We start from the raw sequence: 12949 nt of genomic DNA on the forward strand, positions 1-12949 counted from the left end.
GAGGGTTGTCAGGCGTGGGGGAGGCGGTAGGTGCCGTCGTCCAGGGCCTCGGCGAGGCCGTCGGCGACCAGGCCGTCCAGGGCGCGCTCGCGCTGCACCGCATCGTCCCACACCGCGTCCAGCGCGGCCTTGGGCACCGGGCCGTGGGCCGAGCGCAGCACCTCCAGCAGGCGGCCCCGGCACTGGCGGTCGGTGCCCGCGTACGTCTGGCCCTTGCGTGCGGGGCCGGTGTGCGGGGGCTTGCCCGCCAGGCGCCAGGCGCACAGGTGGGTGATCGGGCAGTCGGCGCAGCGCGGGGCGCGCGCCGTGCAGACCAGGGCGCCCAGCTCCATCACCGCCACTCCCCAGCGGGCGGCGCCCAGCTCGGGCAGCAGGCTCTCCGCCAGCCGCCGCTCGGCCGCCGAGGTGGCGGTGGGCGGGTATTCCTCCGCGCGGACCGCCCTGGCGAAGACGCGCCGGACGTTGGTGTCGAGGACGGCGTGCCGGCCGCCGTAGGCGAAGCTGGCGACGGCGGCCGCGGTGTACTCGCCGATGCCGGGCAGCGCCAGCAGGGTCGCGTGGTCGGACGGCACCTCGCCGCCGTGCTCCTCGGTGATCGCCCGGGCGCAGGCGTGCAGGCGCAGCGCGCGGCGGGGGTAGCCGAGGCGGCCCCAGTGGCGTACGGCCTCGCCGGGTTGCTCGGCGGCCAGCGCCTTGGGCGTGGGCCAGCGTTCCATCCACTCGTGCCAGATGGGCAGGACGCGTACGACCGGGGTCTGCTGGAGCATGATCTCGCTGACCAGCACGCCCCACGGGGTCGCGTCGGTCGCCCGCCACGGGAGGTCCCGGGCGTTGTCCTCGTACCAGTCCAGAACGGGCGCGTGCAGGAGGTTCGGCTCAACCACGCGGTCAAGGGTATTGCGAGATGGCCAAGCTCGGCGTGTCGTCACTCTGCGTCGTCGGCCGCTCACCATCCTTGGTGTATGGATCCGGATACGATGCGTGGCGACGGCGGTGACATCTACTGGCGGCGCCGGATGAGCGTGCTGGTGGCGGTGCTCGTCGTGGTGGCCGTTGTGGCGTGGGCGTGCTCCAGCGGAGGCAGCGGCCCCGAACGCTCGTCCAGCGCGCAGTCCTCACCCAGCGCGAGCGTGAGCGCGGGCACGAGTGCTACCCCTGCCGTCGATCCGCTGCTGGCGGGCCTCCGTACGCTCGCCATGGGCACGGCCAGCCCGTCCCCGACCCCCACGACCCCGAAGGCGACGCCCACGCAGCGTCCGAAGCGGGCCGGGGAGCCGTGCGCCGAGGAGGACCTGGTGCTGAGCCTCCAGGGCGGCAAGGAGCAGATCTACCCGGGTGACTCCCGGCCCGGCTTCCTGGTCACGCTGGTGAACACGGGGTCGGTGATGTGCACGGCCGACGTGGGCCCGCGCGCCATGGAGGTCCGCATCACCTCGGGCGCGGACCGCATCTGGTCCACCGCCGACTGCGTGAGCGGCGAGGGCGCCGAGGTCAAGGAGCTGCAGCGGGGGGTGCCGTACGTGCGTTCGCTGGAGTGGGACCGGCGGCGCTCCAGCTCCGACTGCCGCGCCACACCGGCGGCGGCCCTGCCGGGGACGTACGTGGCCATGGTCCGCATGGGCAAGCTGCGCAGCGCCAAGGGCGTCTTCCACCTCCGGTAGCCCGGCTTCGCGTACGTCCCGCCCGATCGGGGACCCGGTCGCGCCCGCTCTTCCCGGCGCGCGTGATGGGCGCCTTGTCCAGCGGGGCGAGCGTCGGGTCATGCCCGAGGCGTATGGGGGTTGCCGCCCTCCGGCGAAGCTCAGACGTAGCGTTCGAGGATGGAGGACTCGGCGAGGCGGGACAGGCCCTCGCGGACGCTGCGCGCCCGGGACTCCCCGACGCCCCCGACCGCCTGAAGGTCGTCGATGCTGGCCGCGAGAAGCTTCTGCAGGCCGCCGAAGTGGTTGACCAGCCGGTCCACCACCGTGGCGGGCAGGCGGGGCACCTTGGCCAGGAGGCGGAAGCCACGGGGGCTGACCGGGCTTTCGAGCTGGTCGGATCCGTTGTGGCCGAGGACGCGGGACACGGCCGAGAGGTCGAGGAGTTCGCTGCCCGACAGCTTGTCGAGGTCGTGCAGAGCCTCCAGGAGGCGTCGCTGGCGGCGGCCGGCGGGGGCCGGGAGGTAGTCGCGGATGACCAGCTCGCGCTCGGAGTCGACGCCGGCCACCAGCTCGTCGAGCTGCAGGGACAGGAGGCGGCCGTCGGTGCCGAGCTCGACGACGTAGCCCTTGATCTCGTCGGAGATGCGGCGGACCATCTCCAGCCGCTGCGCCACGGCCGACACGTCACGGACGGTGACCAGGTCTTCGATCTCCAGGGCCGACAGGGTGCCGGAGACCTCGTCGAGGCGGTGTTTGTAGCGCTCTAGGGTGGCCAGGGCCTGGTTGGCCTTGGACAGGATGGCCGCCGACTCCTCCAGGACGTAGCGGATGCCGTCGAGGTAGAGGGCGATGATGCGCATCGACTTGCTGATGGCGATGATCGGCAGGCCCGTCTGCCTGGCCACGCGCTGGGCGGTGCGGTGGCGGGTGCCGGACTCGTCGGTGGGGATGGAGGGGTCGGGCACGAGGTGCACGGCGGCCCGCACGATCTTCTGGTCGCCGCTCACCACGATGGCGCCGTCCATCTTGGCCAGCTCGCGGAGCCTGGTGGCCGAGAACTCGACGTCGAGCTCGAAGCCGCCGCTGCAGACCTCTTCGACGACCCTGTTGTAGCCGAGCACGATCAGCCCGCCGGTCTGCCCGCGCAGGATGCGTTCCAGGCCGTCGCGCAGAGGTGTGCCCGGCGCTACAGCGGCCAGGGCTTCGCGACGGCGGTCGTCCGAGCTCCTATCCACCTGACCCCCGTGTCGATCGGTCACCTCAGCTTAGCCGCGCTATGTGACGTGTGTGAGAGCGTCCCAGACGTTCTCCGCCTGGACCACCTCGAACCCGGGTGCGAACGCCACCGGCCCCACGGGCACCAGAGCGCGCTGGCTGCCGCGCCTGCGGGTGTCTTCCTCCAGGGAGCCCGCGGGCACGAGGGCACGTTTGAAACCGAGTCGCGCCGCTTCGGTCAGCCGCCTGCGTACGTCCTTGACCGGGCGCAGCTCGCCGGCCAGCCCCACCTCGCCCAGCGCCACCAGGCCGGGTGGCAGCGGCTTGTCACCGGCGGCGCTGGCGACGGCGAGCATGAGCGCGAGGTCCACGGCCGGGTCGGCCAGCTTGATGCCGCCGACCGTCGCGGTGAACACGTCGCAGCCCCCGAGGCGGGCGTTGAGCCGGCGCTCCAGGACCGCGAGGATCATCTGCACGCGGTAGGTGTCGAGGCCGGAGGACGAGCGCCGGGGCTGCTGCGCCTCGGTGCGGGCGACGAGGGCCTGGACCTCGGCGGGCAGCGGGCGGGTGCCCTCGACCGTGACGGTGACGCAGGTGCCGGGCACCGGCTCGCTGCGCCGGGAGACGAACAGCCCGCTCGGGTCGGTGATGCCCTCGATGCCCCGCTCGTGCAGGTCGAAGCAGCCGATCTCGTCGGTGGGGCCGAACCGGTTTTTGATCGCTCGCACCATGCGGAGCCTGGAGTGGCGGTCGCCCTCGAAGCTGAGCACCACGTCCACCAGGTGCTCCAGTGTGCGGGGGCCGGCGATGGAGCCCTCCTTGGTGACATGACCCACCAGGACGGTGGCCATGTTGCGCTCCTTCGCCAGGCGCACCAGGTTGGCCGCGACCTCGCGCACCTGCGTCACGCCGCCCGGCACGCCGGTGGCCTGCGCGGAGCCGACCGTCTGGACCGAGTCGACCACGAGCAGCTGGGGCTGGACCTTCTCCACGTGGGTCACCAGGGCCGACAGCTCGGTCTCGGCGGCGAGGTAGAGCTGGTCCTGGATCGCGCCGATGCGGTCGGCCCGCAGGCGCACCTGGGCCGCCGACTCCTCGCCCGTCACGTAGAGGACCGTGGTGCGCTCGGCGATGCGGGCCGCGGCCTCCAGCAGCAGCGTGGACTTGCCGATGCCCGGCTCGCCGGCCAGCAGCACCACCGCGCCCGGCACCAGGCCGCCGCCCAGCACCCGGTCGAGCTCGGCCACGCCGGTCGTGCGGGCGGTCGCCATCTCCGCCTTGACCTGGCCGATGGGCAGGGCCGGAGCGGTGGTGGCCCCCGCCTGGACGACGTTGACCCCGGTGCGGGCGCCTTCCTCGTCGACCGTGCCCCAAGCCTGGCACTCTCCACACCTGCCGACCCACTTGGTGGTGCGCCAACCGCACTCCGCGCAGCGGTATCCGGGCTTCTGGGCAGTCTTGGCCATGCGGAGCAGGCTAGCGGCCGGCACCGACAATCTTCGACAGTCGCCGGCGATCCACGACTATTCCTGGGACAGCCCCAGCTCCGAGACCAGCATGCGCTTCGGCTTGGCGCCCACGATCCGCCTGACCGGCTCGCCGTTCTCGAACAACATCATCGTCGGGATGCCCATCACCCCGTAGCGGGCCATGATCTCGGGGTTCTCGTCGGTGTTCAGCTTGCCGATCGCCAGGCCGTACTCCGACTCGATCTGCTCCAGCACGGGCGCCACCATCCGGCACGGCCCGCACCACTCGGCCCAGAAGTCGACCAGCATCGGCTTGTCGCTTTTGAGCACCTGCTCCTCGAAGTTGTCCGTGGTCAACGTGATCATCTTCATCCCCTAACAAAGCATCCTGGGCACGACTGGGCGAGCTGGGCGGCCACCTCGGCGCGGCGGGCGAGCAGCACGCGGATCTCCCGGTCGATGTCGCTGAGCTTGCGCTCGTAGACCTCGACCGACTCCGCGCACGACCCCCCGGTGCTGTGCCCCCGGCGCAGGCAGTCCACGAACGGCCGCGTCTCCTCCAGCGTGAAACCGATCTGGAGCAGGGCCCGGATCTCGGACACCAGCCTGACGTCGTCCTCGCTGTAGTGGCGGTAGCCGTTGGACCCGCGGCGGGCGTTGAGCAGCCCGTGCTGCTCGTAGTAGCGGAGCGAGCGGGTGCTCACTCCGGTCCGTTCCGCCAGCTCACCGATGCGCATGCCACCACGGTAAACGTTGACACCGGCGTCAGGGTCAAGCCTCAGAAGTAGCGCCAGCGCAGAACGTTCGGGTAGGGGAGCTCCAGGCCCGGCGTCTCGGCGATGGCCTGCTCGGCCACCTCTGGCGCGAACTCGATGCGCAGCACCGCCTCCAGGTCCGCCCGCCGCTGGAAGGCCATCCGCAGGTCGAGCGGCCGGCGCTGCCAGCCGTGCAGATCCCAGAACGCCTCGACCTCGCGGGCGGAGTAGGTCGGCACGGTGTGCGAGAACCAGCGCCCGAACGACCCCCGCGTGGCGTCGAGGTCCACGACGAAGGCCGCCCCGCCGCGGCGTACGACCCGGGACAGCTCGCGCAGCCCCGGCTCGCAGCCGGGACCGAAGAAGTACGCCCAGCGCGCGATGGCCACGTCCACCCCGGCGTCCGGCAGCGGCAGGTCCTGGGCGGCGGCGGCGTGCACGGTCACGTTGGCCAGGCCCGCGCAGCGGCGGCGGGCCAGCGCGGCCAGGTCGCCGTGCGGTTCCACGCCGATCACCCGCGCCGCCTGGGCGGCCAGGACCGGCAGGTGGTAACCGGTGCCGCAGCCGATGTCGAGCACGGTGGCGCCGTCCCAGGGACGCAGGGCGCGCATCGCCGCGTCGGCCGCCCCCTCGGGATCGACGGCGCGGTTCTCCAGCTCGTAGACCTGGGGCGTGTTCCAGATGTTCGGGCTGGGAATCGCACCTTTCGCTATCCGTGGCATGCCATAACAGTAGATGGAGCGGTAACCCGGAACGCGCCTCACCACAGGGGCTCGCGCGCCAGATCGGCTTCTCCGGCTTAGGCTGGCAGCGTGGCTGATGTCATCCGCGTGCCCAATGCGAAGATCGCATTGTCCACCGCTTCGGTATATCCGGAACGCACTCCTGACGCGTTCGAGCTGGCCGCCCGCCTGGGTTACGACGGCGTCGAGATCATGGTCGGCGCCGACCCGGTGAGCCAGGACATCGACGTGATCGAGCGGCTTTCCGCGCACTACGAGATACCCGTCCTGGCCATTCACGCGCCATGCCTGCTGGTCACGCAGCGGGTCTGGGGCCGTGACCCATGGGCGAAGCTGGTCAAGGCGCAGAAGGCGGCCGAACGCCTGGGCGCCTCGACGGTCGTCGTCCACCCGCCGTTCCGCTGGCAGCGCGACTACGCCCGCGACTTCGAGACCGGGCTGGCCAGGATGCGGGACGAGACCGATGTCACGTTCGCGGTGGAGAACATGTTCCCGCTGCGGGCCAGGGGCAACGACGTCGTGCCCTACTCGCCCGACTGGAACCCGATCGACTACGACTTCCCGCAGGTGACGCTGGACCTCTCGCACACCGCCGTGTCGGGCTCCGACGCCATGGAGATGGCCGTCAAGCTCGGCGACCGGCTCGCGCACCTGCACCTGGCCGACGGCATCGGCGTGACGAACAAGGACGAGCACCTGGTCCCCGGCAGGGGCAACCAGCCGTGCGCGCAGATGCTGGAGCGGCTGGCCAACAACGGCTACTCCGGGCTGGTGGTCCTCGAGATCAACACCCGTAAGGCGACCAGCCGCACCGAGCGGATCGACGACCTGGCGGAGGGGCTGGCCTTCGCCCGGCTGCACCTGGCGGCATCCACATGAACACAGGTCCCATCAAGAATCTGGGCAGGTCGTTCGATCGCGTGGCGGACGCCTACGACGCAGGCCGGCCCCACTACCCCGACGAGCTCTACCGGGCGCTGACCGAGGTGTCCGGCGTCGAGCTGGACGGCGCCACCACGGTCGACATCGGCGCGGGCACCGGCATCATGACGCGCGCGCTCAGGGCCCGCGGCGCGCGGGTCATCGGGGTGGACCCGGGCGAGCCGATGTTGCGGCGCCTGGTGTCCAGGACCGGCGCCGAGGAGGGCGCCCCGGCCGCGGCCGTGCTGGCGGACGGCAACGCGCTGCCGCTGGCCGACGGGGTGGCCGACCTGGTGACGTACGCCCAGTCGTGGCACTGGCTGGACCCGGTGGCCTCGATCGCCGAGGCCAGGCGGGTGCTACGGCCGGAGGGCGCGATCGCGGGCTGCTGGAACCTCAACCACGCCGCGCAGGCCGAGTGGCTGGCCGCCTACGAGGCGCGCCTGGCGGAGGAGGTTCCCAGCTACTGGGGCCCCGCGGTGGAGGAGTGGTCGGTGCCGCCCATCGCCTCGGCCTTCGAGGTGATCGCCGAGCGCTGGATCCCGTGGACCAGGCTGGTCGGCATCGAGGACTTCCTGCTCGACCTGCGCTCCCACTCCTACATGGCGGCGCTGTCGCAGGAGCGCGCCGACGAGCTGGTCGAGCGGCAGCGGGTGGAGCTGCGCAAGGCGTTCCCCGAGGGGCTGCTGTCCGTGCCGATGCGGGTCTACCTGGCGGTGGGCCGGTGACGGTGAAGCGGCGTCCCGGGCGCAGGCCCGGGTCGGCCGACACGCGGGGGGAGATCCTCACCGCGGCGCGGAGGGTCTTCGCCGAGAAGGGGTTCGACAAGGCCACCGTGCGCGGCATCGCCAGGGAGGCCCAGGTCGATCCCGCCCTCGTGCACCACTATTTCGACACCAAGGCCGGTATGTTCGCGGCGGCCATGGCCCTGCCGATCACGCCGCAGGACGTCCTCCCGGTGCTGCTGGAGGGGCCGCGCGAGGAGATCGGGGAGCGGCTCGTACGCATGATCCTGCGCGTCACCGCCTCCGAGGAGACCAGGGAGCCGCTGCTGGCCCTGATCCGCTCGGCCGTGACCCACGACCAGGCGGTCGCGATGTTCCGGGAGTTCATCACGAACGCCCTGCTCTTCCAGGTGGCCGACCGGCTGCGGGTGCCGCACCTGAGGGTCGAGGCCGCCTTCGCGCAGATGCTCGGCGTCATCATGGCCCGCTACGTCATCAAGCTGGAACCGCTGGCCAGCGCCGGTCACGACGAGCTGGTCGAGCTGCTCGCGCCGACCATCCAGAGGTACTTCACCGCCTAGAGCATTGTTCTGGATATGTCGGTGACCTTAGGGTATGTCACGTAGACCGGTAAAGTTACTCGTGGGTAGGATCTGGTCGTATGCCTGCGCAGCGGGTGACCGTACGCTGACAGCCAACGTCGTCTGTGGGAGGACCCCGTGCTCTGGGTAGCCATCATCGGGCTCGTCATGACCGTCCTGGCGGTGGCAATGGCCGGCCGCAGGGCGCTGTTCCTGTACAGGCTCGCGACCGTGGGACCGCCCGCGCCCGAGCGCATCGAATATGCCAGGACACATGTGGGCGACGAGCTCAAGGCTCAGCTCGTCGAGGTGTTCGGGCAGAAGAAGCTGCTCAAGTGGACGCCGTCGGGCACCGCCCACTTCTTCGTCATGTGGGCGTTCTTCATCCTGCTGACCGTCTACGTGGAGGCGTACGGCGCGATCATCCAGGGGGCGATCACCGGCAGGCCCGACTTCCACATCCCGCTCATCGGGACCTGGGGCGTGCTCGGCTTCCTGCAGGACTTCATCGCCGTCGCGTGTCTGCTCGGCCTGGTCGCCTTCGCGATCATCCGGATCAAGAACTCGCCCAAGACGCTCGGCCGCGACTCCCGCTTCTCCGGCTCGCACCTGGGCGGCGCGTGGCTCGTCCTGTTCATGATCTTCAACATCATCTGGACGCTCTTCCTCGCCCGCGGCGCGGCCGCCGCCAACGGCAACTTCCCCTACTCCTCGGGCGCCTTCGTGTCGCTCGCGCTCGGTGACGTGCTGCCGCAGAGCGGGCTGCTGGAGGAGATCGCGCTGCTCCTGCACATCGGCTTCATGCTGGTGTTCCTGGTCATCGTGGTGAACTCCAAGCACCTGCACATCTTCACCGCCCCGCTCAACGTGCTCTTCTCGCGCCGCCCCGACGGCCTGGGCGGCGCGCCGGAGATGCGCGTGGACGGCAAGCCGGTCGACTTCGAGGACGAGGACCTCGACCCGGAGCGGCTCGGGCGCGGCAAGATCGGCGACACCACGTGGAAGGGCTTCCTCGACTTCTACTCCTGTACGGAGTGCGGCCGTTGCCAGTCGCAGTGCCCGGCGTGGAACACCGACAAGCCGCTGTCGCCGAAGATGCTCATCCTCGACCAGCGTGACCACGCCTTCAAGGTGGCACCGTACCTGATGGCGGCCGCGGGTGGTGTCGAGCACAAGGACACCGACGTGCTGGCGCTGCTGGAGAAGCCGCTGGTCGGCGAGGACGGCGTGATCCACCCCGACGTGCTGTGGTCCTGCACCAACTGCGGCGCCTGCGTCGAGCAGTGCCCGGTGGACATCGAGCACATCGACCACATCCTCGACATGCGCCGCTACCAGGTGATGGTGGAGTCGTCGTTCCCGTCCGAGGCGGGGGTGATGGTGAAGAACCTGGAGAACAAGGGCAACCCGTGGGGCATGTCCGAGATGAAGCGGGCCGACTGGATCGAGGAGCTCGACTTCGAGGTCGAGGTCGTCGAGGAGAAGATGCCCGAGGACGCCGAATACCTGTTCTGGGTGGGCTGCGCGGGCGCGCTGGAGGACCGGGCCAAGAAGACCACCAAGGCCGTCGCGGAGCTGCTGCACATCGCGGGCGTGAAGTTCGCGGTGCTCGGCCCGATGGAGGCGTGCACCGGTGACCCGGCCCGGCGGCTGGGCATGGAATACCTGTTCAACATGCTCGCCCAGCAGAACATCGAGACGCTCAACGACGCGGGCGTGAAGAAGATCGTGGCCACCTGCCCCCACTGCTTCAACACCCTCGCCAACGAATATCCGCAGCTCGGCGGCACGTACGAGGTCGTGCACCACACCCAGCTGCTGTCCAAGCTGGTCGACGAGGGCCTGCTCACCCCGGTCACGCCGATCGAGGAGAAGATCACCTACCACGACCCGTGCTTCCTCGGCCGCCACAACAAGGTCTACTCCCAGCCCCGCGACATCATGTCGAAGGTGCCCGGCGTGCAGACCCAGGAGATGCACCGCCACAAGGACCGCGGCTTCTGCTGCGGCGCCGGCGGCGCGCGCGTGTGGATGGAGGAGCGCATCGGCAAGCGCATCAACACCGAGCGCGTGGACGAGGCGCTGACCACGAATCCCGACACCGTCTCCACCGCCTGCCCGTTCTGCATGGTGATGCTCGGTGACGCCATCAACGAGAAGAAGAACAACGGCGAGGCCAAGGAGTCGCTCGAAGTCGTGGACGTGGCCCAGCTGTTGATCAAGTCGGTCAAGGGAGCTTCCTGACCACGAGATGTCGGACTCCTCCACACCTGGTGTGGAGGAGTTTCGCCTGTCAACGGGTGTGTCTGCGCGAAATCCGGCATCCACATAACGGGAAAATCACGGTAACCTCAACGTCGCATGGCTCTATTCGACGGGGAGGGGGCTCGTGATGGGCGTCGTCGTCACGGACGCCGAGGTCACCCTGGCCGACGTGCTCTCCCTGCGACTAGCCATCGACGAACCACTGGAAGACGGCACCGAACTCGTTCTCAGGCATCGCACCACGGGGGTGGAACGCGACGTGCTGCTCGGCAGTCCAGGCGCGCGGGCGCGTGAGGCCACGCTGGCGGTCTCGCTGGCGCCGCTGGAGCTCAGCACCGGGCGCTGGGACGCCTATCTGCGCAATGACGGCAAGCGCAGCAGGCTGCGCAGCGTGGATCCGGGCTTCTCGCTCGACCACCTCGACGCGTACGCGCTGTGCAAACGGTCCCTCGCCTACCGCTCCTACCGCACCCGCAACGGGTTCCTGGCGCTGAAGATCTCCGACGCCGAGCCGGTGGCCGAGGTGCGCTCCATCTGGTTCAGGGAGGGCCGCTTCGAGGTGATGGGCCTGCTGGCCTTCACCGGGCTCGAGGACGACGACTCCCGCCACGAGGCCGTCCTGACGCTCGACCGGCGGCAGACCAGCGCCCACCTGTCGGCCACGGCCACGGTGCAGGGCGTGCGCTTCCACGCCGCCGTCTCCCTCGTGGACGTGCTGGCCGCCGACCCCGACGGCGCGGCGAGCTCCGGCACCTGGGAGCCCGCGCTGGAGGTCGACGGGGTGCCGACGCCGCTGCGGCTGGGCGCGCGGCTCGACGACGTCGACGGCAAGCGGCGCCGCCTGCACTACCCGTCGGCCAGGGTGGACGGCGTGCTCATCAAGCCCTGCTACACCGCGGACGACGAGCTGCGGATCGAGGTCGGCGGATGAAGGTCAGCCTGGTCCTCGCCTCGGCGTACGCCATGCGGGGCGACGTCCGCGCCACGCTGAACCTCGCCACCGCACTCGCCGAGCGGCACGACGTCGAGGTGATCAGCATCAGGCGGCAGAAGGAGAAGCCGTTCTTCCCCGTCGGCCCGAAGGTGACCATGCGCAGCGTGGTCGACGCCAGGCCGGGGGTCAGGCACCTGCTGCCGCGCGGCCAGGTGCGTACTGAGGTGGCGCTGTGGCGGGTGCTGCGCAACCTCAGGTCCGACGTCCTGATCACGACCCGGCCCGGGATCGGCGTCCAGGCCGCCCGGCACGCGCCGCGCGAGACCATCAAGATCGCCCGGGAGTGGGGCCGACCGGCCGTGCCGGGTCCCGTGCAACGCTTCTACCCGCGCCTGAGCGCCGTCGTGACGGCCACGGAGTCGGCCCAGGAGGAGTGGACCAAGCTCCTCGGCGACGGGCCCGTCGTGCACAGCGTGCTGGACGCGCTCCCGAGCGGCCCGTGGCCGCGCTCGCGGATGGACAACCGGATCGTGGCCGCCGGCGGGCGGTGGGTGCCGATGAAGGCTTACGACCGGCTGATCCGGGCGTTCGCGATCGTGGCGGACAAGCGGCCGGACTGGCGGCTGCGGCTCTACGGCGGCGGGCCCGAGGAGCGCCGGCTGCGAGCGCTGGTGCGCGACCTCAACCTGCACAACCACGTCTACTTCATGGGCACCACGCCGGATCTGGCGGGCGAGTTCGCCAAGGCGTCGATCGTGGCCAACACCTCGCACAGTGAAGACCTGGGCATGACCGTGCTGGAGGCCATGGGGTGCGGGGTGCCCGTGGTGGCCTTCGAGGGGGCCAGGGGGCCCAGGGAGTTCGTGGCGACGGGCTACAACGGCGTGCTGGTGCCCGAGGCGGACAGCGATCCGCAGCTGTTCGCGGCGGCGCTGCTGGCGCTGATCGACGACGAGCGCAGGCGGCGCTCGCTCGCGGCGGGGGCGCGGGACACGGCGGTGCGCCACTCGGCCGACGAGGTGGCCGAGCAGTGGGAGAAGCTCATCGCCGATCTCCGCTAGCGGATACCTGTTACGGGTACCGTAGAACCATGCATGGGTACAGCGGGGACAAGCAGGCCTATCTGACGCGCCTGCGGCGGATCGAGGGGCAGATCAGGGGCCTGCAGCGCATGGTCGACGACGATGCCTACTGCATCGACGTGCTCACCCAGGTCTCCGCGGCGACGCGGGCGCTGCAGGCGGTGGCGCTGGGGCTGCTCGAGGAGCACATCTCCCACTGCGTGACCGACGCGATCAACACCGGCGGGCCCGAGGCCGAGGCGAAGGTGAAGGAGGCCTCGGCGGCGATCGCCCGCCTCGTGCGCTCGTAGGAGTGGCCGTCTCGTCCGTAAGTCGGAGGACCGGGCGGCGGATTGACTAGTTATGAGAAACCCCGGAAACCAGCCTTCCCGACCCCTTTGGAGCCGGGAACTAGGTCCCCGGGGCTAGTAATCGTGTTGGTCCTTCAGCGGCTCGCCGAAGTCCGCAATCCGAGCGCGTCGTCGAGTTCGTCCAAGGTCAGCCGCCGCTCGCTGACAGCCACGGCCGTGAGCACCTCGGCGTAGAGCGCAATCTCGTCCAACGCGACACGGTCGTGGACCCGAGAGTCCAGGTCGTCGTGCCCCACCGCGTCGTCCTTCCTTCCGCAGCCCACACC

At 70.5% G+C, this 12949-nt stretch carries 15 protein-coding genes; 8 read left to right on the forward strand and 7 right to left on the reverse strand.

Annotated features, from left to right (window positions below):
- Positions 1 to 8: 8 nt before the first annotated feature.
- Complete coding sequence (locus tag ACBJ59_RS14605) at positions 9 to 884, reverse strand: A/G-specific adenine glycosylase (protein WP_375110693.1); 876 nt, start codon at positions 882 to 884, stop codon at positions 9 to 11.
- 78 nt (positions 885 to 962) lie between these two features.
- Here ACBJ59_RS14605 and ACBJ59_RS14610 point away from each other — a divergent pair, with 78 nt between their 5' ends.
- Entirely contained in the window at positions 963 to 1661 is a 699-nt protein-coding gene (locus ACBJ59_RS14610; RefSeq protein WP_364114283.1) for a hypothetical protein, read from the forward strand.
- 140 nt (positions 1662 to 1801) lie between these two features.
- On the opposite strand, the gene disA is transcribed toward ACBJ59_RS14610, so the two are convergent.
- From disA to ACBJ59_RS14635, 5 genes are read right to left on the reverse strand one after another with little or no spacing between them, the layout of a single operon-like run.
- Complete coding sequence (gene disA, locus ACBJ59_RS14615; protein ID WP_364114281.1) at positions 1802 to 2878, reverse strand: DNA integrity scanning diadenylate cyclase DisA; 1077 nt, start codon at positions 2876 to 2878, stop codon at positions 1802 to 1804.
- 39 nt (positions 2879 to 2917) lie between these two features.
- Positions 2918 to 4324 carry a DNA repair protein RadA gene (gene radA, locus ACBJ59_RS14620; protein ID WP_375110695.1) on the reverse strand — a complete coding sequence of 469 codons (1407 nt, stop codon included), beginning with the start codon at positions 4322 to 4324 and terminating at the stop codon, positions 2918 to 2920.
- Positions 4325 to 4381: 57 nt separating this feature from the next.
- Entirely contained in the window at positions 4382 to 4693 is a 312-nt protein-coding gene (trxA, locus tag ACBJ59_RS14625) for a thioredoxin (RefSeq protein ID WP_375110696.1), read from the reverse strand.
- Positions 4694 to 4695: 2 nt separating this feature from the next.
- The gene (locus ACBJ59_RS14630) at positions 4696 to 5064 is read right to left on the reverse strand and encodes a MerR family transcriptional regulator (protein WP_375110697.1); all 369 of its coding nucleotides are present in this window, start codon (positions 5062 to 5064) and stop codon (positions 4696 to 4698) included.
- Between the two features lie 41 nt (positions 5065 to 5105).
- On the reverse strand, positions 5106 to 5804 hold the full coding sequence (locus ACBJ59_RS14635; protein ID WP_375110698.1) for a class I SAM-dependent methyltransferase: 699 nt from the start codon (positions 5802 to 5804) through the stop codon (positions 5106 to 5108).
- A 90-nt stretch (positions 5805 to 5894) separates the two neighbouring features.
- On the opposite strand from ACBJ59_RS14635, the gene ACBJ59_RS14640 reads away from it, so the two are divergent.
- The 7 genes from ACBJ59_RS14640 to ACBJ59_RS14670 all read left to right on the forward strand — a co-directional run bounded on the left by ACBJ59_RS14640 (position 5895) and on the right by ACBJ59_RS14670 (position 12623).
- Positions 5895 to 6704, forward strand: coding sequence for a sugar phosphate isomerase/epimerase (locus ACBJ59_RS14640; protein ID WP_364114271.1), 810 nt, complete (start codon positions 5895 to 5897; stop codon positions 6702 to 6704).
- Positions 6701 to 7474: a class I SAM-dependent methyltransferase gene (locus ACBJ59_RS14645; protein ID WP_375110699.1), complete on the forward strand. Its 774-nt coding sequence runs from the start codon at positions 6701 to 6703 to the stop codon at positions 7472 to 7474. The genes ACBJ59_RS14640 and ACBJ59_RS14645 overlap by 4 nt, the downstream gene beginning before the upstream one ends.
- Positions 7471 to 8052: a TetR family transcriptional regulator gene (locus ACBJ59_RS14650; protein WP_364114267.1), complete on the forward strand. Its 582-nt coding sequence runs from the start codon at positions 7471 to 7473 to the stop codon at positions 8050 to 8052. Before ACBJ59_RS14645 ends, ACBJ59_RS14650 begins: the two co-directional genes overlap by 4 nt.
- 138 nt (positions 8053 to 8190) lie before the next feature.
- The gene (locus ACBJ59_RS14655) at positions 8191 to 10296 is read left to right on the forward strand and encodes a (Fe-S)-binding protein (RefSeq protein ID WP_375110700.1); all 2106 of its coding nucleotides are present in this window, start codon (positions 8191 to 8193) and stop codon (positions 10294 to 10296) included.
- A gap of 148 nt (positions 10297 to 10444) precedes the next feature.
- Complete coding sequence (locus ACBJ59_RS14660) at positions 10445 to 11248, forward strand: hypothetical protein (protein ID WP_364114263.1); 804 nt, start codon at positions 10445 to 10447, stop codon at positions 11246 to 11248.
- Positions 11245 to 12312: a glycosyltransferase gene (locus ACBJ59_RS14665; protein WP_375110701.1), complete on the forward strand. Its 1068-nt coding sequence runs from the start codon at positions 11245 to 11247 to the stop codon at positions 12310 to 12312. The genes ACBJ59_RS14660 and ACBJ59_RS14665 overlap by 4 nt, the downstream gene beginning before the upstream one ends.
- 29 nt (positions 12313 to 12341) lie before the next feature.
- Positions 12342 to 12623 carry a metal-sensitive transcriptional regulator gene (locus ACBJ59_RS14670; protein WP_364114259.1) on the forward strand — a complete coding sequence of 94 codons (282 nt, stop codon included), beginning with the start codon at positions 12342 to 12344 and terminating at the stop codon, positions 12621 to 12623.
- Between the two features lie 134 nt (positions 12624 to 12757).
- Here the strand turns inward: ACBJ59_RS14670 and ACBJ59_RS14675 are convergent, their stop codons facing one another.
- Positions 12758 to 12919 carry a hypothetical protein gene (locus ACBJ59_RS14675; protein WP_020540796.1) on the reverse strand — a complete coding sequence of 54 codons (162 nt, stop codon included), beginning with the start codon at positions 12917 to 12919 and terminating at the stop codon, positions 12758 to 12760.
- Positions 12920 to 12949 lie beyond the last annotated feature (30 nt).

This window comes from Nonomuraea sp. MTCD27 (assembly GCF_041950495.1).
Lineage (GTDB): Bacteria > Actinomycetota > Actinomycetes > Streptosporangiales > Streptosporangiaceae > Nonomuraea.

Excerpts from the sequence above, each read along its gene's own strand:
- ACBJ59_RS14610 (WP_364114283.1), top strand. The coding sequence starts at position 963 with ATGGATCCGGATACGATGCGTGGCGACGGCGGTGACATCTACTGGCGG.
- radA (WP_375110695.1), bottom strand. The coding sequence starts at position 4,324 with ATGGCCAAGACTGCCCAGAAGCCCGGATACCGCTGCGCGGAGTGCGGT.
- trxA (WP_375110696.1), bottom strand. The coding sequence starts at position 4,693 with ATGATCACGTTGACCACGGACAACTTCGAGGAGCAGGTGCTCAAAAGC.
- ACBJ59_RS14630 (WP_375110697.1), bottom strand. The coding sequence starts at position 5,064 with ATGCGCATCGGTGAGCTGGCGGAACGGACCGGAGTGAGCACCCGCTCG.
- ACBJ59_RS14635 (WP_375110698.1), bottom strand. The coding sequence starts at position 5,804 with ATGCCACGGATAGCGAAAGGTGCGATTCCCAGCCCGAACATCTGGAAC.
- ACBJ59_RS14645 (WP_375110699.1), top strand. The coding sequence starts at position 6,701 with ATGAACACAGGTCCCATCAAGAATCTGGGCAGGTCGTTCGATCGCGTG.
- ACBJ59_RS14660 (WP_364114263.1), top strand. The coding sequence starts at position 10,445 with ATGGGCGTCGTCGTCACGGACGCCGAGGTCACCCTGGCCGACGTGCTC.
- ACBJ59_RS14665 (WP_375110701.1), top strand. The coding sequence starts at position 11,245 with ATGAAGGTCAGCCTGGTCCTCGCCTCGGCGTACGCCATGCGGGGCGAC.
- ACBJ59_RS14670 (WP_364114259.1), top strand. The coding sequence starts at position 12,342 with ATGCATGGGTACAGCGGGGACAAGCAGGCCTATCTGACGCGCCTGCGG.